Origin of the sequence: Nonomuraea sp. CA-143628, assembly GCF_050942315.1 — a bacterium.
In the GTDB taxonomy this organism is placed as follows: domain Bacteria; phylum Actinomycetota; class Actinomycetes; order Streptosporangiales; family Streptosporangiaceae; genus Nonomuraea.
The window spans coordinates 3,319,536-3,345,406 of sequence record NZ_CP192072.1; the positions used below are offsets into that span (position 1 = coordinate 3,319,536).

Genomic DNA, 25,871 nt, shown 5'->3' on the forward strand with positions numbered 1-25,871 from the left:
CTCCATGGGGGATGTCAGTCGGCGACGGGCAGCCAGACGCGCATGGTGGCGGGGCCGCGATTGCCCCAACGGTGGTACGGCACCAGCCGCAGCACCGTGTCCGCGCCCTCCGGCGCGTCGGGCACCGGCCCGTACGGCCAGTCGTCGGTGGCCGGAGCCCCGAGCACGACGGCGACCTCGATCTCCACAACGGGATCGACAGTGGGACCGGTGGGGGGATCGGCGGATGCGCCCGCGCCGGGACCGGTAGCGGGGTCGGCGGCGGGCGCGCCCGCGACGGGATCGGGCGCGCCCGCCTCGGAACCGGCCGCCCTCGGTACGGGGGCGGCTGCGGACGCCCCTTCCGGAGAGTCGGCCTGGTGGTCGGCCGGGTGGTCAGCTGATTGATCGGCCTGGTGATCAGCTAGTTGATCGGCTGGGCGGTCGGCCTGGTGGTCGGCTGGGCGGTCGATGGGTGCGGACGAGATGCGGGCGGCCACGTCGGCGAGTGGCGGCTCGTCGGCGACGGACTCCGCGCAGTAGACGAGCGGCCCGCGCTCCACCGCGACACTCCCGCGCAGCGCGTCCACCCGCCGGTCGGGGAAGGTCCATCGGGGAGCCATGGGCAGGTCGAGCCGGATCTCGTCACCGGGCCGCCAGTCGCCCGCGACGACCGCGTACCCGGGCTCGACCTCCCGACTACCCGACATATGCGAAATGTCAGACCCGCCAGCATCCGACCCACCGGCGTCCGATCCAGCGCCACCGTCCGGCCCGGCCGGACCGTACGCGAGCGTGGCGCCCTTCGCCCAGGCAGGCACGCGCAGCGAGATCTGCCCGCTGCCACCCGACAGAACCCGCACCCGCACCCCGCCCGACCACGGATACCCGGTCTCCACCCGCAACGCGAGCGGCCCATGGGTGATCTCGCCGGGCGTGAAGTGGTGGATCTGCACCCCGCCCGCGTCACTGGTCGCCACGTAGGCAGGCAGCGAGGCGAGCGTGCGGGCGATGTTGTTCGGGCAGCACGACACGTCGAACCACGGCGAGCGCAGCCCGCCCTCGGCGGCGTGGTTGACCCCGTTCAGCGGCACCGCCGGCACCCGCACGCGCAGCGGGTTGGCGTAGAAGAACGACCGGCCGTCCAGGGCCACCGCGGTGGCCAGCACGTTGTACAGCGTCCGCTCGGCCACGTCGGCGTACCGGGCGTCACCGGTGGCCAGCAGCAGCCGGTGCGCCAGCATGATCGAGGCGATGCCCGCGCAGGTCTCGGAGTAGGCACGGTCCGGCGGCAACTCGTAGTCCTCACCGAAGGACTCGTCGGTGTGCCGCGAGCCCATGCCGCCCGTCAGGTGGGTGCGCCTGGCGACCGCGCGCTCCCACTGCGCTTCGACGGCCTTCAGCAGCTCCTCGTCGCCCGTCTCCACGGCGACGTCGACGACGCCGCTGGCCAGGTAGAGCGCTCGTACGGCATGCCCGCGCAGCGACTGCGCGCGCCGTACAGGGAGATCATCCTGGAAGTAGGCGCGGCCGAACGGGATGTCGGCCAGCGCGGGCAGGCCGCGGCGTTCGACGAAGCGGCGGGCCATCTCCAGGTAGCGCTCGGTGCCGGTGGCCCGGTACAGCTCGACCAGCGCCATCTCCACCACCGGGTGGCCGCAGGTCTCCGAGGTGTCCATGAAGCGGCGGCAGATGTGGTCCGCCGCCCGCCTGACCACCTCGGTCAGCCGGTCCTCGCCGTGCATGCGCAGCCGGGCGACCCCGGCCTGGATGAGGTGGCCGTAGCAGTAGAGCTCATGGCCCCACTCGAAGTCGGTGTAGCGGTTGCCGGACCATCGGGTGTTGAGGTAGCCGTCGCCCTCCTGGGCCCTGGCCACGGTCTCGGCCAGTTCGGGCAGCGCGGGGTGATCGGCCCACGCCATCGCCTCCAGCAGCTTGTAGATCTCCGAGTCGCTGAACTCCCTGCCTTTACGGGGGAGGCGCCCGCGGAAGTTGCCGATCCAGCCTTCGCGTTCCTCCCATTCCTGGCAGTGGGCGATGGTGACGTCCCGGTTGAGGGCGATGCGGTCGCCCCAGAAGCCGGGCGCCGGACGTACCGCGTCCAGGCCGAGGGGGGACAACACGCCCGATGAGGGCAGGACAGGATTAGCCACGCAGAGCTCCCGACATGAATCCGCGCACGTAGTGGCGCTGCAGAATGACGAACAGGATGAGACAGGGGAGTGCCATGACCATGACGCCGGCCTGGAGCATGCCGTAGTCGATGGCGCCGAACGTGCCCTGCGTCATGCTGACCACGGCCACCGGCAGGGTGAACGACGCGCCGTCGTTGAGCAGGATGAGCGGTGCGAAGAAGTCGTTCCACGAGGCGAGGAAGGCGAACAGGCCGACGGTGACGAGCGCGGGCCGTACGGCGTGCAGCAGGATCCGGGAGAAGGCCCGGAAGGTGCCGCAGCCGTCGACCAGCGCCGCCTCCTCCAGCTCGCGCGGGATCGCCTCGAAGGCGTTGCGCATCATGAACAGCGCGAACGGCAGCTGGAACATCACGAACACCAGCGACAGCCCCAGCAGCGAGTTCTGCAGGCCGAGGTAGCCGAGCAGCACGTAGAGCGGGATGAGGATCGTCGCGTACGGCACCATGAGGATCGCCAGCGTGGCCAGGAACAGCAGGTTCTTGCCGGGGAAGTCGAACCGGGCGAAGGCGTAGCCGCCGAGCGCGGAGACGATCAGCGTGCCGGCGACGGTCATCGACGACACCAGCACGCTGTTGGTGGCGTAGGTGCCGACGCCCTCGCCGAACTGCGCCATCTTCAGGTAGTTGGACGGCTCCTCAAGCGATGCCCAGCCGCTCCACAGCAGCGGGAACAGGAACAGGATGGCCAGCGCCGTGACAGTGGGGTAGTACCTCACTTGAGCCTCCGCATCAGCAGAGTGTTGAACCCGACCAGGGCGACCAGCAGCACGACGGACAATGCCGCCGCCCCGCCGAGGTCGAAGCGGAAGAACGCGTCGCGGTAGACGACCATGACCATGGAGACCGTGCTGTTGTCCGGGCCGCCGTTGGTGAAGATGAAGAACTGGTCGAAGGCCAGCAGCGAGCCCGTGATGCTGAGGATCAGCATCAGCGCCAGCGTCGGGCGCAGCAGCGGCATCGTGATCTTGGTGAAGATCTGCCAGCGGTTCGCGCCGTCGCTCTTGGCCGCCTCGTACACCTCGACGGGGATCGACTGCAGGCCGGTCAGCAGGATGAGCATGTTGAACCCGGCGAAGCGCCACAGCACGAGCGCGATCGTGGAGAACAACGCCATGTTGGGGGTGCCGATCCACTTCACCGGCTCGTGCGTGATCCCCAGCGTCTGGAGCAGCGGGTCGATCGGGCCGAAGTCGTTGTTCAGCAGGCCGTAGAACAGCAGCGCGGCGGCGGCGAAGCCGACGGCTCCGGGCAGGAAGAACGCGGTACGGAAGAACGCCACCCCCGGCCGGCGCTCCTGCACGAGCAGGGCCAGGCCGAGCGCGACGGCCGACAGCAGGACGGTGGTGATGGCGGTGTACTTCAGCGTGAAGAGCACCGCGTCGAAGAACAGCGGGTTCTTCGGGATCTTCGTGTAGTTGTCGGGGGCGTTGAAGACGGCCTGGCCCAGCAACGGCCAGCGGTTCAGCGACATCCAGACGACCAGCACCAGCGGTGCTAGGAACAGGACGCCCACGATGACAGCGGTCGGCGCGGCGTACAGCCAGCCCTGGACCTGTCTCCTCCGCCATCGGGCGGACGGCACCGTGTGGGCCGCCCGCCTGGAGGGAGGTCGCGCTCCCGACGAAGTCGGGAGCTTTTTAAGCGACCGACTCGCCGAACGGAGTGAGGCCATAAGCAGAGTCATTGCTGTAGAGACTTAGTAATTTCGGCGTTCAACTGGGGCACCTTCGCGGCGTCGCCGAACACCGCCTCGCGGGCCAGTCGCAGCCACGGTCCCTGCGGGTCGTTGAACGTCTGGCCGAAGCGCAACGCGTAAGGCGTCTGCCCCTTGGCCACCAGCGAGTTGATCAGCACCACACGCGGGTCCTCGGCCGAGTACTTGTTGTTGGCCAGGTCCGTACGCGCGAGCACGTCCTTGTTCTTGGCCATGACCTCGACCTGCGCGTCATCGGAGACGGTCCAGGACAGGAAGTCCCAGGCCGCGTCGGCGTTCTTGGAGGTCGAGGAGATGCCGATCGAGTCGCCGCCCACGAACGTCGACTCGCCGCCGTCGGGACCGGCGATGGGGGTGACGCCGATCTTCATGTCGGCGGGCATGGTGCCGAGCGTGGTCGACGGCATGGGCATGACGCCGATCTCGCCCTTGGGGAAGAAGCCGGTCCAGGTCGGGCCCTGCTCCTCCTTGGCCGTCGGGCCGGTGACCTTCTTCTCGTACAGGTCGCGGTAGGTCTTGAACACCTCGGTCATCGCGGGCTGGTCGTTGAGCGAGGTGGTGCCTTCGGCGTTCATGACCTGGGCGCCGGCCGCCCAGACCGAGGGCCAGAAGGTGAAGACGTAACAGCCGCCGCAGTTGCCGCCGAAGAACGTACCGTGCACCTTGCCGTCCTTGCCCAGCTTCTGCTGGATCGTGGTGGCCTGCTGGGCGAACTCCTTCAGCGTCTTGGGCCCCTTCTCCGGGTCGAGCCCGGCCTTGGCGTAGAGGTCCTTGTTCCAGAACCAGACCGACAGGTCCAGCGTGTGCGGCAGGGTGTAAAGCTTGCCGTCCAGCGTGCCCAGCTTCATGTGGGAGGGCGCGAGACCGGCCTTGAACGGCAGGGCGTTGACCCGGTCGGTGATGTCCATGAACAGGCCCTGCGAGGTGTAGTTCGGGACGAAGATCACGTCGGCCGCGAACACGTCCGGCAGCTGCTTCGCCCCGGCCGCCGCCGCGATGCGCGGCTGGTAGTTGTCCGTCGGGATGACGGTCAGTTTCACCTGGTTCTTGTGACTGCTGTTGTAGGCCTTCACCAGCCGTTCGCTCTGGGCCTGCGTCGCCGCGCGGGTCCACATGGTGATCGTGACCGGGCCTGCCGCTTGGGGTTGCTTCTCGCTCCCACTGCTGCCACCGCTGCCGCAAGCGGCGGCTGTGAGCGCTAACAAACCGAGGAAGGCGATCCCAGCCAGCCGTCGTCTCATGGTTGTCTCCTTCGGGACCCCCGTGAACTGAAAGGTTTTCGGAAACGTAGAAGAAACATTGGGGCCTGTCAATGGGTATTATGGTTTGTCCTAGATACCGGGTTACTGAAAAGGGTTTCGAAAATATGGCGGGTAGGCGCGCGACCATCAACGACGTGGCCTCCCTGGCCGGGGTGTCGATCGCCACGGCCTCCAAGGCGCTCAACGGGCGGCAGGACGTGCGGGCCTCGACCCGTCAGCGCGTGCTCGCCGCGGCGGAGGAGCTCTCCTTCCAGCCGAACGCGCTGGCCAGGGGGCTGCTGTCCGGGCAGACGCGGACGGTCGGGCTGCTCACCTCCGACAGCGCGGGCCGGTTCGGCATCCCGGTGCTGCTCGGGGCGGAGGACGCGTTCGGCGCCGGGGAGATGGCGGTGCTGCTCTGCGACGCCCGCGGCGACGCCATCAGGGAGCAGCACCACCTGCGCGCGCTGCTGTCGCGCCGCGTCGACGGGCTGATCGTGGTGGGCGAGAGCACCAACCCGCGGCCGTCCGTCAGTCGCGACCTCGGAGTGCCGGTGGTCTACGCTTACGGGCCGTCGGACGACCCGGAGGACGTGTCGTTCGTGCCGGATGACGTGGGCGGCGCGGTGATGGCCGTCAACCATCTGATCGCGCTGGGCCGGCGCCGGATCGCGCACGTCACCGGGCCCGAGCACTACAAGGCGGCCCGTGATCGCGTGGCGGGCGTGGAGCTCGCGCTGTCGGAGGCGGGGCTGGAGCAGGCGGGCGAGACGCTCTGGGGCGCGTGGTCGCAGCGGTGGGGGCGGCACGCGGCGGAGATGCTGCTGATGGCCCAGCCGGAGATCGACGCGGTGTTCTGCGGCAGCGACCAGGTCGCGGCCGGGTTCGTGGAGGCGGTCCGCGAGCGGGGGCGGCGGGTGCCCGACGACATCGCGGTGATCGGCTACGACAACTGGGAGGTGCTGTCGACCGAGACGCGCCCGGCCCTGACGACCGTGGACATGAACCTCGAACTCCTCGGCAGGACGGCCGCCCAGCACCTGTTCGCGGCCATCGACGGACGGGCCACGCCGGGCGTCCATCGCATGCCCTGCCAGCTGGTGATCCGCGACTCCACGGCGTCGTCGGCGTAACCGCGCGCGGAGGGCCTGGCCCTCCTGGTATGTTAGCGTTAACATTCTGAGTGGACTTCCTCTCCAGGCTGGGCGCCAAAGATGAGGAGCGCTCAAGGCAGAGCTCGTGTGACGCGACCGTAATCGGACGACCTCTTGACGAGACCTGTTGTTAACGTTCACAGTCATGCCAAGCCAGGAAGGGAGCACGGAGTGGGAGCGACCCAGGGGCGTCGACCGCCGGTCATGGCCGATGTGGCCAAAGAGGCCGGGGTATCGCACCAGACGGTCTCACGCGTGCTCAACGAGCATCCCAACGTGCGCAGCGAGACCCGCGCGCGGGTGATGGAGGCGATCGACAAGCTCGGCTACCGCCGCAACCTCGTCGCCCGCGCCCTGGTCACCAAGCACTCCAGGACGCTCGGCGTCGTCAGCTTCGACACCACGCTGTACGGCCCGGCCAGCACGGTCTACGGCATCGAGCAGGCGGCCCGGGGGGCCGGCTACTTCGTCAGCATCGTGAGTCTCAAGTCCATCGACAAGATCGGCGTCAGTGACGCCCTCGACTACCTGGCCGACCAGGGCGTCGACGGCATCGTGGTGGTCGCGCCGCAACGGTCGGCCGCCCAGGCGCTGGGCGAGCTCCCCTTCGGGGTGCCCACGGTCGCCGTCGAGGGCGGCGAGGCCGGTGATGTCTCGGTCGTCTGCGTCGATCAGGTCCGCGGCGGCAGGATGGCCACCGAGCACCTGCTCTCGCTGGGACACGAGACGGTCTGGCACATCCGCGGCCCCTCCGACTGGCTGGAGGCCGAGGGCCGCGTGGCCGGGTGGCGGGCCGCGCTGGAGCAGGCGGGCCGTCCGGCCCCTGAGCCGCTCGCCGGAGACTGGAGCCCGCGCTCGGGATACGAGGCGGGGCGCAGTCTGGCGAGCATGAAGGACGTCACGGCGGTGTTCGTCGCCAACGATCAGATGGCGCTGGGCGTGCTGCGGGCGTTCACCGAGCAGGGGGTGAGAGTGCCCGACCAGGTGAGCGTCGTCGGTTTCGACGACATCCCCGAATCGGAGTTCTTCTCGCCGCCGCTCACCACCATCAGGCAGGACTTCGGCGCGGTGGGCAGGCACAGCATCGAGGTGCTCCTTCGGCAGATCGAGGGCCAAGGCTCCCACGAGCGCGAACGCCTCGTGGTCCCGCCCTCGCTCGTCTCCCGGGCCAGTACGGCCCGGCGGTAGGCCGTACACGATAGGAAGCGCGCACGCACTCACGCGTTTGGTGTTAGCGCTCACATCAGAAGGGACTCCCCACGTGTTGAAGAGGATCTCGGTGTTGATGCTCGCCGGGTTCACCGCCATGGCGGTGGCCGGATGCGGCAGTGGCGGCGGCGGTGGCGGTGGCGCGATCACCATGGGCTTCTCACAGGTCGGCGCGGAGAGCGGCTGGCGCACCGCGAACACGAAGTCGGTGCAGGACTCGGCCAAGTCTGCCGGGATCACCCTGAAGTTCTCGGACGCCCAGCAGAAGCAGGAGAACCAGATCAAGGCGATCCGCTCCTACATCCAGCAGAAGGTGGACGTCATCGCCTTCTCGCCGGTGGTGGAGTCGGGCTGGGACACCGTGCTCAAGGAGGCCAAGGACGCGAAGATCCCGGTGATCCTCACCGACCGGGCCGTGGACTCCAAGGACACCTCGCTCTACAAGACCTTCCTCGGCTCGGACTTCATCGAGGAGGGCCGCAAGGCCGGCAAGTGGCTGGTGGACGAGTACAAGAGCAGCACCGACCCGGTCAAGATCGTCGAGCTGCAGGGCACCACGGGCTCGGCTCCGGCCAACGACCGCAAGGCGGGCTTCCAGGAGATCATCAAGGCCGAGCCCAAGTTCCAGATCGTCGCCTCGCAGACCGGCGACTTCACCCGGGCCAAGGGCAAGGAGGTCATGGAGGCCTTCCTGAAGTCCACTCCGGACATCGACGTGCTTTACGCGCACAATGACGACATGGGGCTGGGTGCGATCGAGGCCATCGAGGGCGCGGGCAAGGTGCCCGGCAAGGACATCAAGATCATCACGGTCGACGCCGTCAAGGACGGCATGCAGGCGCTCTCCGACGGAAAGATCAACTACATCGTCGAATGCTCCCCGCTGCTCGGCCCGCAGCTGATGGACCTGGCCAAGAAGGTCGTCAAGAACGAGACCGTGCCGACCCGCGTGATCACGCAGGAGACGGCGTTCAACCAGGAGCAGGCCAAGGCCGCTCTCCCTAACCGCCAGTACTGACAGCCGACCGGGCCGGCCCACGGGGGCCGGCCCACCTACCTGATCAAGAGCAAGAGGAGGAGAGGGACGCCGATGGCCGTACCCGCGCCGATCCTGCTGATGAGCGGAATCGGCAAACAGTTCCCCGGCGTGAAGGCTCTCGACGGCGTGAACCTGCGACTGCTGCCGGGCGAGGTGCACGCGCTCATGGGCGAGAACGGCGCGGGCAAGTCCACCCTGATCAAGGTGCTGACCGGCGTCCACTCCATCGACGCCGGCAGTATCGAGCTGCTCGGCGAGCCCGTCGCGTTCGGCAGCCCGCTGGAGGCTCAAGGGGCCGGCATCAGCACGGTCTACCAGGAGGTCAACCTCTGCGCGAACCTCTCGGTCGCCGAGAACATCTTCGTCGGCCGCGAGCCCCGGCGCTGGGGCCGGATCGACTGGCCGCGGATGCGGGCCAGGGCCGCGGAGCTGCTGGCCCGGCTGGAGCTCGACCTCGACGTCTCGGCGCCCCTGTCGACCTACTCGCCGGCCATCCAGCAGATGGTGGCCATCGCGCGGGCCATCGACATCGAGGCCCGGGTGCTGATCCTCGACGAGCCGACCTCCAGCCTCGACGCGAGCGAGGTCGAGCAGCTCTTCCGCGTGATGCGCACCCTCAAGGAGGAGGGCATCGCGATCCTGTTCGTCTCGCACTTCCTCGACCAGGTCTACGAGATCTCCGACCGGATGACGATCCTGCGCAACGGGCGGCTGGTGGGCGAATACCTCACCGCGGAGCTCAGCCAGGTCGAGCTGGTCGCCAAGATGATCGGCCAGGAGCTGGCCGCCCTGGAGAAGCTGCACGGTGAGGCCAAGGTGTTCGACCGGCCACTGCTGGAGGCGCGCGGGCTGGGCCGGGCCGGGGCCATCGAGCCGTTCACGCTGACCGTCCACGAGGGCGAGGTCGTGGGGCTGGCCGGGCTGCTGGGCTCGGGCCGTACGGAGGTCGCGCGGCTGCTGTTCGGCGCCGACCACGCGAGCGCCGGCGAGGTGACCATCGAGGGCGCGCCCGTCTCGTTGCGCGCGCCGCGCGTCGCGATGAACCACCGGATCGCCTTCTGCTCGGAGAACCGCAAGTCGGACGGGCTGATCCCCGACCTCACGCTCCGGGAGAACATCATCCTGGCCCTCCAGGCCACCAGGGGCTGGACCAGGCCGGTCCCGCGTGAGCAGCAGGACGAGCTGGTCGGCAAGTACATCTCCGCGCTGAAGATCAGCCCGGCCAACCCCGAGCACCTCGTACGCGACCTCAGCGGCGGCAACCAGCAGAAGGTGCTGCTGGCCAGATGGCTGATCCTGGAGCCCAGGCTGCTCATTCTCGACGAGCCCACCCGCGGCATCGACATCGGCGCGAAGACCGAGATCCAGCGCCTGGTCGCCCAGCTCTCCGACGGCGGCATGGCGGTGCTGTTCATCTCCGCCGAGCTGGAGGAGGTGCTGCGGCTCAGCCACAAGGTCGGAGTCCTTCGCGACCGCAGGCTGGTCGCCGAGCTGCCCAACGACGACGACCTCACCACGGACGTGCTCATGGAGACCATCGCAAGTGGGGGGCGAGCCGAATGAGGCGCCTGCTCTGGCCGGTAGTCATTCTTGCCCTGCTGCTCCTCGTCAACGTGTTCTTCACCGCGAACTTCTTCTCGATCCAGATGCGCGACGGCCACCTCTACGGCAGCCTGATCGACATCCTGCGGTTCGGCGCCCCGCTCATCCTGGTCTCGCTCGGGATGACGCTGGTCATCGCGACCGGCGGCATCGACCTGTCGGTCGGTTCGGTGGTGGCGATCGCGGGGGCGCTGGCCTGTCTGCAGATCAGCGACGACGCCGGCGTGTTCACCGCCGTGGCGCTGGCGCTCGGCCTGTCGGTGCTGCTCGGGGCGTGGAACGGCCTGCTCGTCGCGGTCGTCGGCATTCAGCCGATCATCGCCACGCTGATCCTCATGGTGGCCGGGCGCGGCCTGGCCCAGCTGATTACCGGCGGGCAGATCATCACCGTCAACAGCCCCTCGTACAAGGTGATCGGCGGCGGCTACTGGCTGACCGTGCCCTTCGGCATCCTGCTGGTCGTGGTGGTCCTGGCGATCACCGTCTTTCTCACCCGCAGGCTGGCGCTGGGCATGCTGATCGAGTCGGTCGGCGGCAACGCCGAGGCCAGCAGGCTCGCCGGGATCCGCGCGCGCGGCATCATCATCATGGTCTACGCCTTCGCCGCGCTCTGCGCCGGCGTCGCCGGGCTGATGATCAGCTCGAACGTGTCCAGCGCCGACGGCAACAACGCCGGCCTCTGGGTCGAGCTCGACGCCATCCTGGCCGTGGTCATCGGCGGCACCTCGCTGTCGGGCGGGCGCTTCTCGCTCGGCGGCACCGTGCTCGGCGCGCTGATCATCCAGACGCTGACCACCACCATCTACTCCATCGGGGTGCCGCCGGAGACCACGCTGCTGTTCAAGGCGCTCGTGGTGACCGCGGTCTGCCTCATCCAGTCGAAGTCGTTCCGCGAGAAGGTGTTCGGCCGTCGCCGCCGAGCCGTGCCGCCCAGCCCGGCGGCCGAGGAGAAGGTCAGGGTGACGGCATGACGACCGTGACGCTCAACGGCCTCAGGACGATCCCGGCAAAGTATGTGCCCGTCCTGGTGACCGCCGGCCTGTTCGTGGCGATGTTCGTCGCGGGCGGCATCCGCTACGAGGGGTTCGCCAGCGGGCAGGTGATACTCAACGTCTTCATCGACAACGCCTTCCTGCTGGTCGTGGCCGTCGGCATGACGTTCGTGATCCTGACCGGGGGGATCGACCTGTCGGTCGGTTCGGTGGTCGCGCTGTCCACGATGATCTCGGCGAGCCTGATGAAGGGGCCCGGGTGGCCGCCCTATCTGGTGATCCCGCTGGTGCTGCTCATCGGCGCCGCGCTGGGGCTGGTGATGGGGTACATCATCCACGCCTTCGACATCCAGCCGTTCATCGTCACGCTGGCCGGGATGTTCCTGGCCAGGGGGCTGTGCTACACGATCGGCACCGACTCGATCCCCATCGAGGACCCGACGTTCACGGCGTTCGCGCAGACCAGGATCGACCTGTTCGCCGGTCTGTGGATCTCGCCGAGCGTGATCATCGCTGCCGTTGTGGTGCTCGTGGCGGCGTACGTGCTGCACTACACGCGCCTGGGCCGCTCCGTCTACGCCACTGGGGGCAGCGAGCAGTCCGCGCTGCTGATGGGCCTGCCCGTGGCCCGGACGAAGATCACGGTCTACACGGTCAGCGGGTTCTGCTCGGCGCTCGGCGGGGTGCTGCTGTCGTTCTACATGCTCTCGGGGTACGGGCTGCACGCCGTCGGTATGGAGCTCGACGCGATCGCGGCGGTCGTCATCGGTGGCACGCTGCTGACCGGCGGCTCGGGGTTCCTGCTCGGCACCGTGCTGGGCGTGCTCGTGCTGGGCCTGATCCAGACGGTCATCAGCTTCGAGGGCACGCTCAGCTCATGGTGGACCAAGATATTCATCGGACTTCTGCTCTTCGTCTTCATTCTGCTCCAGCGTCTATTCTCGGCGCGCCGGACCTGACCTCCGGCACGGCCTCCGCCGTACCGGATCAAGGGAGATTGTGTGAACGCTAACAACAACAACACATACGTGATCGGTGTCGACTTCGGCACGCTGTCCGGCCGCGCCGTGGTGGTGCGGGTCGGCGACGGCGCCGAGGTCGGCACCGCCGTGCACGAGTACGCCCACCGCGTCATCGAGGACCGGCTGCCCGGCTCGGAGGTCCGGCTGGGACCCGACTGGGCGCTGCAGTCCCCGCAGGACTGGCTGGACGTGCTGCGTACCGCCGTGCCCGAGGCCGTGGCCGCGGCCGGGATCGACCCGGCCCAGGTCGTCGGGCTCGGCACCGACTTCACCGCGTGCACGGTGCTGCCGACCACCGGCGACGGCACGCCGCTCTGCTTCCAGACGCCCGAGCGGCCGCACGCCTGGCCCAAGCTGTGGAAGCACCACGCGGCGCAGGCGCACGCCGACCGGATCAACGAGCTGGCCGCGCGGCGCGGGGAGAGCTGGCTGCCGCGCTACGGCGGCAAGATCTCCTCGGAGTGGGAGTTCGCCAAGGGCCTGCAGGTGCTCGAAGAGGACCCGGAGACCTACGGGCGGGCCGAACGGTGGATCGAAGCGGCCGACTGGATCATCTGGCAGCTCACCGGGGTCGAGACCCGCAACGTCTGCACCGCCGGATACAAAGGGATTTTTCAGGACGGTGGCTATCCGTCCGAGGACTTCCTAGCCGCCCTCAACCCCGGCTTCTCCGGGTTTGTCGGCAAGCTGGGGCATGAGCTGTCTCCGCTGGGCGGGCTGGCCGGGCGGCTGACCGCGCAGGCCGCCGAGTGGACCAAGCTGCCCGAGGGCATCGCCATCGCCGTCGGCAACGTCGACGCGCATGTCACCTCCGCCGCGGCCGACGCCGTTCGGCCCGGCCAGATGGTCGCCATCATGGGCACCTCCACCTGCCACGTGATGCCCTCCGACCAGCTGGCCGAGGTGCCCGGCATGTGCGGGGTGGTCCGCGACGGGATCGTGCCGGGGCTGTGGGGATACGAGGCGGGACAGTCGGGCGTGGGCGACATCTTCGCCTGGTTCGTCGACAACGCCGTGCCCGCCTCGTACGCGCGGCTCGCGGCCGACCAGGGGCAGTCGGTGCACGACCACCTGACCGAGCTGGCCGCCGGTCAGCGGGTCGGGCAGCACGGCCTGGTGGCGCTCGACTGGCACAACGGCAACCGCTCGGTGCTGGTCGACCACGACCTGTCCGGCGTGGTCGTCGGCCAGACCCTGGCCACCAAGCCCGAGGACGTCTACCGCGCGCTCATCGAGGCGACCGCGTTCGGCGCCCGGGTGATCGTCGAGACGTTCGAGGCGTCGGGCGTGCCGGTGGCGGAGTTCGTGGTGGCCGGCGGCCTGCTGAAGAACCGCTTCCTCATGCAGGTCTACGCCGACGTGCTGCGCCGCCCGCTGTCGATCATCGACTCCGAGCAGGGCCCCGCGCTCGGCTCGGCGATCCACGCGGCCGTCGCCGCGGGCGCGTACGACGACATCCAGCAGGCCGCGGCCGTGATGGGCGCGCGGCAGGAGAACGCCTACGTGCCCGACGCGGACCGGGCCGACGCCTACGACCGGCTCTACGCCGAATACCGCACACTGCACGACTACTTCGGGGATGGACGAATGCTGCACACGCTACGCGCGATCAGGAACGAGGCCCGCTCATGACCGAGGCCATGCGGAAGACGGTCTGTGACCTGCACGCCGAGCTGGTGCGCAACAACCTCGTCGTCTGGACCGCCGGAAACGTCTCCGGCCGGGTCCCCGGCGAGGACCTGTTCGTCATCAAGCCGTCCGGCGTCACCTACGACGAGCTGACGCCGGCGAACATGGTCGTCTGCGACCTCGACGGCAACCTGGTGGCCGGCGAACACGCGCCGAGCAGCGACACCGCCGCGCACGCCTACGTCTATCGCAACATGCCCGAGGTGAACGGGGTGGTGCACACCCACTCCACCTACGCCTCCGCCTGGGCGGCGCGCGGCGAGGCCATCCCGTGCGTGCTGACCGCCATGGCCGACGAGTTCGGCGGCGAGATCCCGGTCGGGCCGTTCGCGCTGATCGGCGACGACTCCATCGGCCAGGGCATCGTGAAGACGCTCAAGGGGCACCGCTCACGGGCCGTGCTGATGCAGAACCACGGCGTCTTCAGCATCGGCCCGAGCCCCAAGGCCGCGGTCAAGGCCGCCGTGATGTGCGAGGACGTCGCCCGTACCGTGCACGTGGCCAAGCAGCTCGGCGAGCCGCTGGCCATCGCCCAGGACGACATCGACCGCCTGTACGACCGCTATCAGAACGTCTACGGACAACAGAGGAGCCCGCGTTGAACATCTGGTTTCTGACCGGCAGCCAGGGACTGTACGGCGAGGACACACTGCGCCAGGTCGCCGAGCAGTCGCAGCGAATCGCCGCGGCGCTCCCGGTGCCCGTCGAGTGGAAGCCCGTGCTCACTGACGCGGCCGCGATCAGGCGGGTGATGCTGGAGGCCAACGCCGACGACTCGTGCGCCGGCGTGATCGCCTGGATGCACACCTTCTCCCCGGCCAAGATGTGGATCGCCGGGCTGGACACGCTGCGCAAGCCGCTGCTCCACCTGCACACGCAGGCCAACGTGGAGCTGCCGTGGAGCTCCATCGACATGGACTTCATGAACCTCAACCAGGCCGCCCACGGCGACCGCGAGTTCGGCCACATCCAGACCCGGCTCGGCGTGCCGCGCAAGACCGTGGCCGGGCACGTCAGCGACCCGTTCGTGGCCGACCGGGTGCTCGCCTGGACGCGGGCGGCGGCGGGCCTGGCGGAGGTGCGTACGCTCAAGCTCGCCAGGTTCGGCGACAACATGCGCGACGTCGCCGTCACCGAGGGCGACAAGGTCGAGGCGCAGCTCCGCTTCGGCGTCTCGGTCAACACCTACGGCGTCAACGAGCTGGTCGAGGCCGTGGACGCCGCCTCCGAGGCGGACGTGACGGCGCTGGTCAAGGAGTACGCGGAGCTCTACCGGGTGGCGCCGGAGCTGCTGGGCGAGCGGAACGAGTCGCTGCGCTACGCCGCCAGGATCGAGCTGGGCCTGCGCGGCTTCCTGGAGGCGGGCGGGTTCCGCGCGTTCACCACGAACTTCGAGGACCTCGGCGGGCTGCGCCAGCTCCCCGGTCTGGCCGTGCAGCGGCTGATGGCCGACGGGTACGGTTTCGGCGGCGAGGGCGACTGGAAGACCTCGGTGCTGCTGCGCACGCTCAAGGCCATGGCGCCGGGCGGCACCTCGTTCATGGAGGACTACACCTACGACATGACGCCGGGCCAGGAGCTCATCCTCGGCGCGCACATGCTGGAGGTCTGCCCGTCGATCGCCACGGGCACCCCGTCGTGCGAGATCCACCCGCTGGGCATCGGCGGCCGGGAGGACCCGGTGCGGCTGGTGTTCGACGCCGAGCCGGGTCCCGGCGTGGTCATCGGGCTCGCCGACATGGGGGACCGGTTCCGGCTGGTGGCCAACGAGATCGACATCGTCGCGCCGCCGCACCCGCTGCCCAAGCTGCCGGTGGCGCGCGCGGTCTGGCGGCCCCGGCCGAACCTGCGTACCTCCGCCGAGGCGTGGCTGACCGCCGGAGCGCCGCACCACACCGTGCTCTCGACGGCGGTGGGCACCGAGGAGCTGACCGACCTGGCCGACATGCTCGGGGTCGAGCTGCTGGTCATCGACGCGGACACGACGGCTCGGGGGTTCGCCAAGGAGCTGCGCTGGAACCAGGCGTACTACCGGCTGGCGCAGGGCTTCTAGTCGCCCTTGGGGGTGTCGTCAGGTGGCTTCGGGGCGTTCCTGCGTTGTTCCTCCGCTCGCTCGCGGAGGCGGCGCAGGAACTCCTCGTCGTCGTCGGGGTTGCTCGCGGTCGCGCGTCCCGGCCGGTCGTACTCGGGGAACCCGGTCGGCCGCGCCGGGGGGAGCGTCTGCGGCCGTCCGGCCACCAGCCAGACGATGGAGCCGACCAGCGGGAACAGCAGGACGATGAGCACCCAGAGGATCTTCGGCAGGTTGCGGCACGCCTCTTCCGGCGTGGTGATCGTGTCGAAGAGGCAGTACAGCCAGAGCACGAGCGTGGCCAGACCGAGGGCCTCGGACAGGTAGAGCACGGAATTCTCCTCGGCGGCGCCCTGAGCGCCTATGTCGTCGGCGCTTTCGTCGGCGGCACCCGAAACTAGCGCCCCCTCGCGGCGCTGACAAGAGCTATGGAACTGTAGGGCCGTGACGTTGAAGAATTGGGCGGGAAACATCGCCTTTCAGATGAAAAACGTGCATCATCCCTCCTCCCTCGACGAACTCCAGAGCCTTGTCGCCGGCACCGCCTCCATCCGGGCGTTAGGCAGTGGCCACTCCTTCAACGACGTCGCCGACTCGACGGGTGACCTGGTCGCTCTGGACCGCCTGCCGTACGAGATCGAGATCGACAGGGCCGCGGCGCGGGTGCGGGTCGGCGGGCGGGTGACGTACGCGGAGCTCGCGCCCGTGCTGCACGCGAGCGGGTTCGCGCTCGGCAACCTGGCCTCGCTGCCGCACATCTCGGTGGCGGGCTCGGTCGCGACCGGCACGCACGGCTCCGGCGGCGGTAACCAGAGCCTGTCGGCGGCCGTTTCGGCGCTGGACCTCGTCACCGCCGACGGCTCCCTGATCACCCTCGCGCGGGGCGACGCCGACTTCCCCGGCGCGGTCGTGGCGCTCGGCGCGCTCGGCGTCGTCACCTCGGTCACGCTCGACCTCGTGCCCGCCTTCGAGCTGCGCCAGTACGTCCGGGAGGGCCTGCCCGACGACTTCGACTTCGAGGCCGTCATGTCGGCCGGCTACAGCGTGAGCCTGTTCACCAACTGGCTGGCGACCACCGTGTGGCTCAAGCGCCGCACCGAGCTGCCCTCGGGCGAGTGGCACGGCACCCGCGCGGCCGACGGGCCCCGCCACCCGGTGCCGGGCATGCCGGCCGGCAGCTGCACCGAACAACTCGGCGTGCCGGGGGCGTGGCACGAGAGGCTGCCGCACTTCCGGGCCGACTCGCCGCCGAGCAGCGCGGGCGACGAGCTGCAGTCGGAGTTCCTGCTGCCCAGAGGGCGCGCGACCGAAGCGCTGCGCGAGCTGCGGGCCATCGGCGACCACCTCCGGCCGGTGCTGCAGATCTCCGAGGTGCGGACGATCGCCGCCGACGACCTGTGGCTCAGCCCTTACAACGGGCGCGACACCGTGGGCGTGCACTTCACCTGGGTCAAGGACACCGAAGCGGTGCTCCCGGTGATCGAGCTGGTGGAGGAGCGGCTCGCCCCGTTCGATCCCCGGCCGCACTGGGGCAAACTGTTCACCCGCTGGCCGTCGTGCCCGGAGCGCTTCCGGGACCTGGTGGGGCGCTACGACCCGGGGGGCAAGTTCCGCAACGACTTCGTAGGGACGCTGCTGGATACCTGACCGGATCTGACAGGTATGACCCGCACCATGGGATGCATGACAGCCAAGGGAACCTTCGACACCGCCGACTGGACGCCCCAGCCTCCGTACGAGGACGGCGACGGCGTGTCGCTCGCCCACGTCACACTGGGCAAGACCTTCCACGGCGACCTGAACGGCACCAGCACGGTCAGCATGATCATGGCGTTGACGCCGGTGGAGGACTCCCGCGCGTACGTGGCGATGGAGCGGGTCGTGGGCACGCTGGCAGGGCGGTCGGGCAGCTTCGTCCTGCAGCACTTCGCGGTGGGCGACCGGGGCGAGCAGTCACTGCGCGTCTCGGTCGTCCCGGACTCCGGCACCGGCGGGCTGAGCGGCCTCAGGGGGGAGATGGACATCCTCATCGCCCCTGACGGCTCGCACTCGTACGTCTTCGACTACCGGCTCTGAGGCGTGGGCGCGCTTGTGGCGACGCGGCGGGCGGCGAACGCGAGCAGGACCAGCGCGCCGAGGCCGAACACGATGTGGCTGACCAGGTTGATCAGGGGCGTCGACGGCACGACCGGGCCGGAGAAGAAGGCCTGCCACACGTAGGTCAGCAGGGCGCCGCCCGCCAGCGCCATCCGATGCCTGCCGTCCCATCCGCGCCGGGCCGACCAGAACAGGACCAGGGCCGTCATCCCCACCTCGACCCCGGCCAGCAGGGCGATCCCCAGGCCGACCTGGTCGCCGAGCAGGAGGTTCGGCGCCTCGAACAGCGCGCCCGCCACCAGCGTCACCACGAGGACCAGCCAGGGGGCGGGCGCCTGGGCCATTGGGACGACGCCGGTCCGGCGCGGCAGGCGGAAGGCCAGCACGACGAGCGCCGCCACGATCACCACGATCGACACCAGCTGCGGGACGGACGCCAGGAAGTGCTGCCCGATCATGTAGCTGAACACCGTCATCACCGCCGCGCCCAGCACGGCCAGCACGGCGGTGACGGTCAGCCCGACCTTGCCGAGCCACGGCGTGGTGCGCCGCGCACCGGTCAGCTCCTCGGCCAGCGCGATGGGCACGCTCATGCTCCACACGGTGTGCAGCGCGAGCACGAACAGCGTCCATGGCACCCCGATCCCCAAGGCCGGCACGAACCCGGGATCGAGCAGCCGCTGACCGGCGTAGTTGGGATTGAACAGCGACATCGTCATGATCCCCTCCTCGAACACGCCGTAGGCGAGGGACAGGAGCACGATGCCCGGCCAGCCGATCCCCGCCCTGCGCGCCACCTCGCGGATCAGCAGCGCGGCGCCGCCGTACGTGGGGGCGAGCAGGACCAGGAAGTGCAGCGAGGTGAGCGGGAAGTCGCCGAGCAGGAACTCGGCCACGAGCGGGGACAGGAGCGCGAGCCCGAAGGCCGGCAGGATTCGTCGCATGTCACCGATGCTCCCGAGAACCGGGCGCGACAGGAGGTGCCATCCATCCTGACCTCGCTATGACAATCGTCCTATTGGTTACATGAGATCGTTACCGATCAGCCGGTGAAGGGACGAACGCCGTGTGGGACCCCGAACTCGCCGAACTGGAGCGCCGCAAGCGGCTGGCCGAGCGCATGGGAGGAGAGGAGCGGGTCGCCCGCCAGCACGCGACCGGGCGGCTGACGATCCGCGAGCGCCTCGCCGCCCTCACCGACAGCTGGCACGAGGTCGGCGCGCTCACCGGCCAGGCCGTGTATGGGGAGGACGGGCTGGAGAGCGTCACCCCGTCGAACGTGATCATCGGCAGGGCGGTGGTCGCCGGGCGGCGGGTGGTCGTGGCGGGCGACGACTTCACCGTGCGCGGCGGGGCCGCCGACGCCGCCATCCATGAGAAGCAGGTGCTGGCCGAGCGCATGGCGGGGGAGATGCGGGTCCCGCTGCTCAGGCTGATCGACGGGACCGGTGGTGGGGGCAGCGTCAAGCAGCTGGAGGATCTCGGGCGCACGTACGTACCGCACAACCCCGGCTGGGACCAGGTGGTGGCGAACCTGGGCCGGGTGCCGGTGGTCGCGCTGGCCCTGGGTCCGGTCGCCGGGCTGGGCGCCGCCCGCCTGGTGACCTCACACGTATCGATCATGGTCAAGGAGCTCTCCCAGGTGTTCGTCGCCGGGCCGGCCGTGGTGGAGGCCGGGATGGGAGAGCGGGTCGGCAAGGAGGAGCTGGGCGGGTGGCGGACCATTTCGGCGGCGGGGACCGTGGACCTGGTCGCCGAGTCGGAGGAGGAGGCGTTCGAGCTGGCCAGGCGGGTGCTGGGGTACCTGCCGCAGAGCGCGTGGCGGCTGCCGCCCGTGTCGAAATCTGATGATATTTCCGGCATGGAGTCGCCGGAGCTGCGGGACATCGTGCCCAGGGACCGGCGCCGGCCGTACGACATGCGGCGGATCATGGACCTCGTCTTCGACACCGGGAGCGTGCTGGAACTCGGCAGGAGGTTCGCGCCATCCACGATCACCGCGCTCGCCCGCCTCGACGGGCACCCGGTGGCGGTGCTGGCCGCCGACCCGCGCGTCTACGGCGGCGGTATGACGGCGCAGGGCGCGGACAAGACGGCCAGGTTCGTGGACCTGGCCGAGACGTTCCACCTGCCGGTCGTCCACCTCGTGGACCAGCCCGGCTTCGTGATCGGCAGCGCCGCCGAGCGGGCCGGCACCATCAGGCACGGCGCCCGCGCGCTGGCCGCCGTCTACCAGTCGACCATCCCGTGGGCGTCCGTGCTGGTCCGCCGCGTCTTCGGCGTGGCGGGCGCCGCGCACCGGCCACACAACAGGTACGGCCTGCGGGTCGCCTGGCCGTCGGGTGACTGGGGCTCGCTTCCGATCGAGGGCGGGCTGGAGGTGGCCTTCAAACGCCTGCTCGCCGAGGCGGGACCGGAGGCGGAGACGCTGAAGGCGGAGATCGCCGAGCGGCTGGAGGCGGTCAGGTCACCGTTCAGGACGGCGGAGGCGTTCCTGGTCGAGGACATCATCGATCCGGCACGGACGCGGCCGGTGCTCACGGAGTGGGTCCACGACGCCTACGCCGTCCTCGACCCGGGCCCCCGGCACACGACCCGTCCGTAACCGGGCCGGCGGGTCTCGGGCCGTGCGGGGTGGTCAGGGCGCCGGGGCGGTGGTCAGTTGGTTGATCGCGGCCTGGACCGTGGCCAGGTCGCCCAGGATCACCTCGTTGTGGTCGCGGTCGGTGTGCAGGCGCCAGTGGGTCTCGGCCACCGCCTCGGGGGAGGCCGGAGAGCCCGGGGCGATGGCGGCGCCGATGGGGACATGGCCCACATGGACGCCACGGTGTGACACCGCCTGCGCCAGGGCGAGGACGTAGTTGCGCAGCCCCGCCACGGCGATGCCGATGTTGCCCAGGAAGTCGATCGGGTGGACGGCCGAGATGCCCGAGGTGAACAACAGCGTGCCGGTACCGCGTTCGAGCATCCCGGGCAGCACCGCGCGGACCGCCGTGACCGCGCCCAGCACCGCTCCGTCGAAGGCGTCCTGCGCGCTCTCCCGCGTCACGTCCAGCGCCGAGGTGAGGGAGGAGGCGGTGCCGCCGCCGTTGTAGACGAGGACATCGACCGGGCCCATGCCGTCGAGGGCCGTCGTCAGCGAAGCGGGATCGGTCAGGTCGCCGGGATGCGCGGACGCCATGACGCCTTCGTGCGCGAGCGTGCCGGTCAGCGCGGTGAGGCGTCCGGCGTCGCGGGCGGTCAGCGCCACGTCGAACCCTTCCCGGCCGAACCTGCGGGCCACGGCCAGGCCGATGCCGGGCCCCGCGCCGATGATCGCGATCTTCATGTCCGACTCCTTAAGTCGAGGGTTGCCCTCAGGTTAGCAGGAAAATGAGGGCATGCCTCGACTTCGGTAGGATGGCCGGTGTGATTCGCCGTGACGCTCAGCGCAACCGTGAGGCCCTGGTCGCGGCGGCCCGTGAGGTGCTGGCCGAGCGAGGGGTGGACGCGCCGCTGGAGGCCGTGGCCAGGCGGGCGGGCGTCGCGATCGGCACCCTCTACCGGCACTTTCCCGAGCGCGGCGATCTGGTCGACGCGATCCTCGACGAGAAGATGGCGGCCTGGAGCGACCTGGCCCGCGAGTCGCTCGCCGCCGACGACCCGTGGCTCGGGCTGGCGGGTTTCCTGGAGCGCACCTGCGAGCTGCAGGCCGCCGACCAAGCCTTCACCGAGCTGGCCTGCGTGTCCCACCAGGACGACCAGGCCGAGATCAATCAGCTGATCTCCCGGCTGGTGGAGCGGGCGCAGGCGGCCGGGGCGCTGCGGCTCGACGTCGGCCCGCTTGATCTGGCGTTCTTCATCATGGCCAACTCGCGTGTGGCGCAGGCCGACGCGAGCCGGTGGCGGCGCCACTTCACGCTCATGCTCGACGCCTTGAGACCCCCGCCGCCGGCTGGTTAGAGCCCTTCGGGGAAGTCGGTCATCGCGTTGAGCAGCGGTACCAACTGCTCCTCCTCGTAGTCGAGGTGCGCCTCCAGCTCGCGGGACAGCTGATCGAGCTCGCCCTCGCTGGGGAGCTCGCGGATCCGGGCGAGCAGCCGCGCCACCACCTCGTGCTCGGCGCGCAGCCGGGCCAGCACCTCCACCAGCTCGGGATGCGCGCCCGCCAGGTGCGGGAACAGGACGCCGTCCTCGCCGGTGTGATGGGCGTGCAGCGCGTCGCAGAACGTCAGGCAGTGCTCCCGCAGCTCGGGCCGCGAGCCGGGCGTCCGCCGCAGCTCCGCGAGCTCCCGCCGGAAGCCGTCGTGCAGCTTCACCAGCTCGTCGCCCATGGCGATGAGTCGTTCTTCGCTCATGTCACAACCTTCCTGAGTTTTTATACGCGTATAGAAAGTAGCATGACAGGATGCCCGCACGTACTGGACGGCCGCCCAAGATCTCCAGGGCGGACATCGTGTCCGCCGCCCACCGGCTCATCGAGGCCGAAGGGACGGAGAGCCTGACGATGCGCAGGCTGGCCCGTGAGGTCGGCACCACGCCCATGGCCCTCTACCACCACGTGCGCGACAAGGAGGAGCTCCTCCTGCTCCTGCTCGACGACTACGCGGCGGCGATGCCCCGGCCCGAGCTCCCGGACGAGCCGGGCGAGCGGATGGCGGGGGCGGCCATCGCCATGCACGAGGCACTGGTGGGTGTCCCGTGGATCGTGGACGTCCTCAGGGCGGACGATCTGCTCTCGGTCAACGCCTTGTGGTATCCGGAGATGATCATCGATGCGGCCGTACGCGCCGGGCTGCCGCTGGAGCGGGCCGTGGCCGCGTACCGGATCATCTGGCACTACACGGCGGGGGAGATCACCGCGCGGGCGGCGGCGCTGCGCAGGCGGGAGGAGGGCGGGCCGACGTACCGGCGGCAGGTGTTCGCCGCGCTCGACGCCGAGGCGTTGCCGCGCCTCGCGGAGGTGGGCGAGCGGTGGGAGGAGCTCACCGCGCGCGACACCTACGGCGAGGGGCTGCGCGCTCTCGTGGCCGGGCTGCTGCTAAAAGGGTTGGCCACGGGCAGGCCGTCCGTGAAACGGTCTGAGCCTGATGATCACATGGACTGAGACGGGCGAGGAATGTTCGGCGACGTGGCGCTCCGCGCTGGAGGCGCCGCCACCGGCTCGGGTGGTGATCGCCGACGACCGGATGAAGGCCGACACCGCCTATCGCCTGGCACGCGAGGGCACCGGCCTGCTGTGGCGCGGCGACTTCCAGAACGCCCGGCAGCTGCTCCAGGCGATGGGCCGCCGGTGCGAGCCGGCCGAGCCCGGCGCCACGTTCGACCGCTACCGCCAGGCCCAGGGCCGGCGGGCGCGGACGCTCGGCCTGCTGCTGATCCCGTACGACGAAGGCCACGTCATCCCGCTCACCCGCGCTCCCGACGTACGGCAGGCGTGCGAGGAGGTCTACGGGCCGGCGGAGGGTCCGTACGTGGGGTCGTTGCGCGAGCTGCTCGGGCTGATCGGCGCGCACGAATGGCGCAAGAAGGGCGTCGAGGTCCCGGCGCTGGGTGCCCGGATTTATCCGCACTATGGAGTGTTCTCCCCTATTCGTGGTGAATACATTGATCTGGTGGCCCAGGCGCCGCTGCCCGGCAAACGGCTGGCCTTCGACATCGGCACGGGCACGGGAGTTCTGGCCGCGGTACTGGCCAGGCGGGGCGTCGAACGGGTCGTGGCCACCGATCTCGACCGGCGCGCGGTGGTCTGCGCCCGCGACAACATGGCCCGGCTGGGCCTGGCCGATCGGGTCGAGGTGGTGGCGGTCGACCTGTTCCCGCCGGGGCGCGCGTCGCTCGTCGTGTGCAACCCGCCCTGGCTGCCCGCCGAGCCGTCGTCGCCGCTCGACCGGGCGGTGTACGACCCCGGAGGGTGCATGCTCCAGGGCTTCCTCGACGGCCTGGCCGAGCATCTGGAGCCGGGCGGCGAAGGGTGGCTGGTGCTGTCGGACCTGGCCGAGCACCTTGGCATGCGGTCCCGTGCCGACCTGATGGCGGCGTTCGACGGCGCGGGGGTGCGGGTCATGGACCGGCTCGACACCCGGCCGCGTCATCGGCGCGCGTCCGACGGCACCGACCCGCTGAGGGCCGCGCGGGCCGCCGAGGTGACGTCTCTGTGGCGGCTCGCCTGCTGAAGAAGCCTGGCGAGTACGGGCATGAGCGCGGCCGCAGGTTAGCCAGCCCCTCTCCGCGGCAGAAGAGATGCATGCACATTTCGGGGGTACAGACTGTTTTGCCCGATTACCGCTACGCGCAGGCGGAGATCACCGAGGCATTCTCCCGGCTGACCGAGGCCGACCTCGACCAGCTCGAACGCTTCCACGGAGCCACCGGCGTCCAGAGCCGGAACCTGGCACTCCCACTGGACGACTACGCCAAGCTGGACTCGTTCGGCCGCGCCAACGACATCTACCTTGAGATCGCGCTCGACCTGAGCGAACGGGCACTCCGTGGTGCACTGGACAAGGCGGGCGTATCACCGCGTCGGGTCGATCACCTGGTGTTCTGCTCGACCACCGGCCTCGCCACGCCGTCCCTGGACGCGCGGCTGATCCAGCGCGTGGGCCTGCGACCTGATGTCAAACGGCTGCCGGTGTTCGGGCTGGGCTGTGCGGCGGGGGCGTCGGGCCTGTCGCGGCTGAACGACTACCTGCGCGGCTGGCCCGAACAGGTGGCGGCGCTGGTCTGCGTGGAGATGTGCTCGCTGACCACTCAGCGCGACGACACCTCGATCGCGAACCTGGTCGCCAGCGGCCTGTTCGGCGACGGCGCGGCGGCCGTGGTCGCGGTGGGACGCGGACACGGGCCGGAGGTGGTGGCCACGCGCAGCAGGCTGTACTCGGGCACGGAGCACCTCATGGGCTGGCAGGTGAGCGAGCGGGGCTTTCGCCTCGTGCTGGACGCCGAACTCACCGCCTTCGTGGAGAAGGTGCTCGCGGGCGACATCAAGGGCTTCCTCGCCGACAACGGACTCACCCCCGAACAGGTCGGCACCTGGATCTGCCACCCGGGCGGCCCGAAGGTGATCGACAAGATCGTGGAGCGGCTGGGCCTGGATCCGGCGGCTCTGGAGGTCACGTGGCGGTCACTGCGCGACCACGGGAACATGTCGTCGGTCTCGGTACTGCACGTCCTGCAGGAGACGCGTGGCCGCCCGGGTCAACCGGCTGTGCTTCTCGCCCTCGGGCCGGGCTTCTCGGCCGAGTTGCTCCTGCTGCACTGGTGACTCTTTTGAGTCCGTACGTGCTGCTGATCGGGTTGGTGGGTGCGTACGCGAGCCTGATGAGTCCGTACACGCTGCTGATCGGGCTGGTCGTCGTCGAGCGGCTGGCCGAGCTGTGCGTGGCCCGCCGCAACCTGGCCTGGGCCAGGTCGAAGGGCGGCATCGAGTATGGCCGGCGGCACTATCCCTGGATCGTCCTGGCCCATACCGGACTCCTGCTGGCCTGCCCTGCCGAGGTGTGGCTGCTCGACCGGCCCTTCATCCCGGCGCTCGGCTGGCCGATGCTCGCGATCGTCCTGCTGGCCCAGGGGTTGCGCTGGTCGTGCGTCGCCACCCTGGGCAGGCAGTGGAACACCCGCGTCGTCGTGGTGCCAGGGATGCCGCTGGTCGGCGCCGGGCCGTACAGGTGGCTGCGTCATCCGAACTACGTGGCCGTGGTCGCGGAGGGGGTGGCGCTGCCGCTCGTTCACACCGCCTGGCTCACCGCGCTGGCGTTCACGCTGGTGAACGGGGTGTTGCTGACGATTCGCATCCGGGTGGAGGAGGCGGCGCTGGTCGGCTGACCGGATCACGTGTTGATCGCGGTTTGCGCTCGCTTGCGTCACCGGCCCGGCCAGGCCATTTC

The 25,871-nt window shown here is 69.8% G+C and carries 25 protein-coding genes; 17 read left to right on the forward strand and 8 right to left on the reverse strand.

Annotated features, from left to right (window positions below):
* Positions 1-14: 14 nt before the first annotated feature.
* From ACQP2T_RS15520 to ACQP2T_RS15535, 4 genes are all read right to left on the reverse strand, one after another.
* Positions 15-2,132 carry a glycoside hydrolase family 127 protein gene (locus ACQP2T_RS15520; RefSeq protein WP_433516835.1) on the reverse strand — a complete coding sequence of 706 codons (2,118 nt, stop codon included), beginning with the start codon at positions 2,130-2,132 and terminating at the stop codon, positions 15-17.
* Positions 2,125-2,889, reverse strand: coding sequence for a carbohydrate ABC transporter permease (locus ACQP2T_RS15525; protein WP_357648178.1), 765 nt, complete (start codon positions 2,887-2,889; stop codon positions 2,125-2,127). Before ACQP2T_RS15525 ends, ACQP2T_RS15520 begins: the two co-directional genes overlap by 8 nt.
* The gene (locus ACQP2T_RS15530) at positions 2,886-3,755 is read right to left on the reverse strand and encodes a carbohydrate ABC transporter permease (protein ID WP_433516836.1); all 870 of its coding nucleotides are present in this window, start codon (positions 3,753-3,755) and stop codon (positions 2,886-2,888) included. Before ACQP2T_RS15530 ends, ACQP2T_RS15525 begins: the two co-directional genes overlap by 4 nt.
* 98 nt (positions 3,756-3,853) lie before the next feature.
* The gene (locus ACQP2T_RS15535; RefSeq protein WP_433516837.1) at positions 3,854-5,128 is read right to left on the reverse strand and encodes an ABC transporter substrate-binding protein; all 1,275 of its coding nucleotides are present in this window, start codon (positions 5,126-5,128) and stop codon (positions 3,854-3,856) included.
* Positions 5,129-5,253: 125 nt separating this feature from the next.
* Between ACQP2T_RS15535 and ACQP2T_RS15540 the strand changes: the two genes are divergently transcribed.
* From ACQP2T_RS15540 to araA, 9 genes are all read left to right on the forward strand, one after another.
* Positions 5,254-6,261 carry a LacI family DNA-binding transcriptional regulator gene (locus tag ACQP2T_RS15540; RefSeq protein ID WP_433516838.1) on the forward strand — a complete coding sequence of 336 codons (1,008 nt, stop codon included), beginning with the start codon at positions 5,254-5,256 and terminating at the stop codon, positions 6,259-6,261.
* 225 nt (positions 6,262-6,486) lie between these two features.
* A complete protein-coding gene (locus ACQP2T_RS15545) occupies positions 6,487-7,470 on the forward strand; it encodes a LacI family DNA-binding transcriptional regulator (RefSeq protein ID WP_363995467.1) in 984 nt (327 codons plus the stop codon).
* A gap of 73 nt (positions 7,471-7,543) precedes the next feature.
* The gene (locus ACQP2T_RS15550; RefSeq protein WP_433516839.1) at positions 7,544-8,509 is read left to right on the forward strand and encodes an ABC transporter substrate-binding protein; all 966 of its coding nucleotides are present in this window, start codon (positions 7,544-7,546) and stop codon (positions 8,507-8,509) included.
* A 72-nt stretch (positions 8,510-8,581) separates the two neighbouring features.
* Positions 8,582-10,093, forward strand: coding sequence for a sugar ABC transporter ATP-binding protein (locus ACQP2T_RS15555; RefSeq protein ID WP_433516840.1), 1,512 nt, complete (start codon positions 8,582-8,584; stop codon positions 10,091-10,093).
* Complete coding sequence (locus ACQP2T_RS15560) at positions 10,090-11,103, forward strand: ABC transporter permease (protein ID WP_363994777.1); 1,014 nt, start codon at positions 10,090-10,092, stop codon at positions 11,101-11,103. The genes ACQP2T_RS15555 and ACQP2T_RS15560 overlap by 4 nt, the downstream gene beginning before the upstream one ends.
* Positions 11,100-12,083, forward strand: coding sequence for a galactofuranose ABC transporter, permease protein YjfF (yjfF, locus tag ACQP2T_RS15565; RefSeq protein ID WP_393476462.1), 984 nt, complete (start codon positions 11,100-11,102; stop codon positions 12,081-12,083). The genes ACQP2T_RS15560 and yjfF overlap by 4 nt, the downstream gene beginning before the upstream one ends.
* A gap of 69 nt (positions 12,084-12,152) precedes the next feature.
* A complete protein-coding gene (gene araB, locus ACQP2T_RS15570) occupies positions 12,153-13,778 on the forward strand; it encodes a ribulokinase (protein WP_433519778.1) in 1,626 nt (541 codons plus the stop codon).
* A complete protein-coding gene (locus tag ACQP2T_RS15575; protein WP_433516841.1) occupies positions 13,775-14,437 on the forward strand; it encodes an L-ribulose-5-phosphate 4-epimerase in 663 nt (220 codons plus the stop codon). The genes araB and ACQP2T_RS15575 overlap by 4 nt, the downstream gene beginning before the upstream one ends.
* Complete coding sequence (araA, locus tag ACQP2T_RS15580; protein ID WP_433516842.1) at positions 14,434-15,888, forward strand: L-arabinose isomerase; 1,455 nt, start codon at positions 14,434-14,436, stop codon at positions 15,886-15,888. Before ACQP2T_RS15575 ends, araA begins: the two co-directional genes overlap by 4 nt.
* On the opposite strand, the gene ACQP2T_RS15585 is transcribed toward araA, so the two are convergent.
* On the reverse strand, positions 15,885-16,238 hold the full coding sequence (locus ACQP2T_RS15585; protein ID WP_433516843.1) for a PLD nuclease N-terminal domain-containing protein: 354 nt from the start codon (positions 16,236-16,238) through the stop codon (positions 15,885-15,887). The two genes, araA and ACQP2T_RS15585, sit on opposite strands and share 4 nt — an antisense overlap.
* 151 nt (positions 16,239-16,389) lie before the next feature.
* Here ACQP2T_RS15585 and ACQP2T_RS15590 point away from each other — a divergent pair, with 151 nt between their 5' ends.
* Together ACQP2T_RS15590 and ACQP2T_RS15595 are read left to right on the forward strand one after the other, a co-directional pair.
* Positions 16,390-17,553: an FAD-binding protein gene (locus tag ACQP2T_RS15590; protein ID WP_433516844.1), complete on the forward strand. Its 1,164-nt coding sequence runs from the start codon at positions 16,390-16,392 to the stop codon at positions 17,551-17,553.
* Between the two features lie 36 nt (positions 17,554-17,589).
* Positions 17,590-17,982: a DUF3224 domain-containing protein gene (locus tag ACQP2T_RS15595; protein ID WP_433516845.1), complete on the forward strand. Its 393-nt coding sequence runs from the start codon at positions 17,590-17,592 to the stop codon at positions 17,980-17,982.
* Here ACQP2T_RS15595 and ACQP2T_RS15600 read toward each other — a convergent pair.
* Entirely contained in the window at positions 17,970-18,947 is a 978-nt protein-coding gene (locus ACQP2T_RS15600; RefSeq protein ID WP_433516846.1) for a hypothetical protein, read from the reverse strand. The two genes, ACQP2T_RS15595 and ACQP2T_RS15600, sit on opposite strands and share 13 nt — an antisense overlap.
* A gap of 122 nt (positions 18,948-19,069) precedes the next feature.
* Between ACQP2T_RS15600 and ACQP2T_RS15605 the strand changes: the two genes are divergently transcribed.
* Positions 19,070-20,608 (forward strand): acyl-CoA carboxylase subunit beta, encoded by a 1,539-nt coding sequence (locus ACQP2T_RS15605; protein WP_433516847.1) that lies wholly within the window; start codon positions 19,070-19,072, stop codon positions 20,606-20,608.
* A 33-nt stretch (positions 20,609-20,641) separates the two neighbouring features.
* Here ACQP2T_RS15605 and ACQP2T_RS15610 read toward each other — a convergent pair whose 3' ends face one another.
* Entirely contained in the window at positions 20,642-21,331 is a 690-nt protein-coding gene (locus tag ACQP2T_RS15610; RefSeq protein WP_433516848.1) for an SDR family NAD(P)-dependent oxidoreductase, read from the reverse strand.
* A gap of 80 nt (positions 21,332-21,411) precedes the next feature.
* Here ACQP2T_RS15610 and ACQP2T_RS15615 point away from each other — a divergent pair, with 80 nt between their 5' ends.
* Positions 21,412-21,945: a TetR/AcrR family transcriptional regulator gene (locus tag ACQP2T_RS15615; RefSeq protein WP_433516849.1), complete on the forward strand. Its 534-nt coding sequence runs from the start codon at positions 21,412-21,414 to the stop codon at positions 21,943-21,945.
* Here the strand turns inward: ACQP2T_RS15615 and ACQP2T_RS15620 are convergent.
* Positions 21,942-22,340, reverse strand: a complete 399-nt coding sequence (locus ACQP2T_RS15620; protein ID WP_433516850.1) for a hemerythrin domain-containing protein — start codon at positions 22,338-22,340, stop codon at positions 21,942-21,944. The genes ACQP2T_RS15615 and ACQP2T_RS15620 overlap by 4 nt on opposite strands.
* A 50-nt stretch (positions 22,341-22,390) precedes the next feature.
* On the opposite strand from ACQP2T_RS15620, the gene ACQP2T_RS15625 reads away from it, so the two are divergent.
* The 4 genes from ACQP2T_RS15625 to ACQP2T_RS15640 all read left to right on the forward strand — a co-directional run bounded on the left by ACQP2T_RS15625 (position 22,391) and on the right by ACQP2T_RS15640 (position 25,809).
* Entirely contained in the window at positions 22,391-23,089 is a 699-nt protein-coding gene (locus ACQP2T_RS15625; protein ID WP_433516851.1) for a TetR/AcrR family transcriptional regulator, read from the forward strand.
* Positions 23,073-24,158, forward strand: a complete 1,086-nt coding sequence (locus tag ACQP2T_RS15630; RefSeq protein ID WP_433516852.1) for a methyltransferase — start codon at positions 23,073-23,075, stop codon at positions 24,156-24,158. The genes ACQP2T_RS15625 and ACQP2T_RS15630 overlap by 17 nt, the downstream gene beginning before the upstream one ends.
* 71 nt (positions 24,159-24,229) lie before the next feature.
* Entirely contained in the window at positions 24,230-25,249 is a 1,020-nt protein-coding gene (locus ACQP2T_RS15635; protein ID WP_433516853.1) for a type III polyketide synthase, read from the forward strand.
* Positions 25,246-25,809: an isoprenylcysteine carboxyl methyltransferase family protein gene (locus ACQP2T_RS15640; RefSeq protein ID WP_433516854.1), complete on the forward strand. Its 564-nt coding sequence runs from the start codon at positions 25,246-25,248 to the stop codon at positions 25,807-25,809. The genes ACQP2T_RS15635 and ACQP2T_RS15640 overlap by 4 nt, the downstream gene beginning before the upstream one ends.
* The last annotated feature ends 62 nt before the right edge of the window (positions 25,810-25,871 follow it).

Coding starts and splice junctions, on each gene's coding strand:
- ACQP2T_RS15535 (WP_433516837.1), bottom strand. CDS start 5,128: ATGAGACGACGGCTGGCTGGGATCGCCTTCCTCGGTTTGTTAGCGCTC.
- ACQP2T_RS15540 (WP_433516838.1), top strand. CDS start 5,254: ATGGCGGGTAGGCGCGCGACCATCAACGACGTGGCCTCCCTGGCCGGG.
- ACQP2T_RS15545 (WP_363995467.1), top strand. CDS start 6,487: ATGGCCGATGTGGCCAAAGAGGCCGGGGTATCGCACCAGACGGTCTCA.
- ACQP2T_RS15555 (WP_433516840.1), top strand. CDS start 8,582: ATGGCCGTACCCGCGCCGATCCTGCTGATGAGCGGAATCGGCAAACAG.
- ACQP2T_RS15560 (WP_363994777.1), top strand. CDS start 10,090: ATGAGGCGCCTGCTCTGGCCGGTAGTCATTCTTGCCCTGCTGCTCCTC.
- yjfF (WP_393476462.1), top strand. CDS start 11,100: ATGACGACCGTGACGCTCAACGGCCTCAGGACGATCCCGGCAAAGTAT.
- ACQP2T_RS15575 (WP_433516841.1), top strand. CDS start 13,775: ATGACCGAGGCCATGCGGAAGACGGTCTGTGACCTGCACGCCGAGCTG.
- ACQP2T_RS15590 (WP_433516844.1), top strand. CDS start 16,390: ATGAAAAACGTGCATCATCCCTCCTCCCTCGACGAACTCCAGAGCCTT.
- ACQP2T_RS15595 (WP_433516845.1), top strand. CDS start 17,590: ATGACAGCCAAGGGAACCTTCGACACCGCCGACTGGACGCCCCAGCCT.
- ACQP2T_RS15600 (WP_433516846.1), bottom strand. CDS start 18,947: ATGCGACGAATCCTGCCGGCCTTCGGGCTCGCGCTCCTGTCCCCGCTC.
- ACQP2T_RS15610 (WP_433516848.1), bottom strand. CDS start 21,331: ATGAAGATCGCGATCATCGGCGCGGGGCCCGGCATCGGCCTGGCCGTG.
- ACQP2T_RS15620 (WP_433516850.1), bottom strand. CDS start 22,340: ATGAGCGAAGAACGACTCATCGCCATGGGCGACGAGCTGGTGAAGCTG.
- ACQP2T_RS15625 (WP_433516851.1), top strand. CDS start 22,391: ATGCCCGCACGTACTGGACGGCCGCCCAAGATCTCCAGGGCGGACATC.
- ACQP2T_RS15630 (WP_433516852.1), top strand. CDS start 23,073: ATGATCACATGGACTGAGACGGGCGAGGAATGTTCGGCGACGTGGCGC.
- ACQP2T_RS15635 (WP_433516853.1), top strand. CDS start 24,230: ATGCACATTTCGGGGGTACAGACTGTTTTGCCCGATTACCGCTACGCG.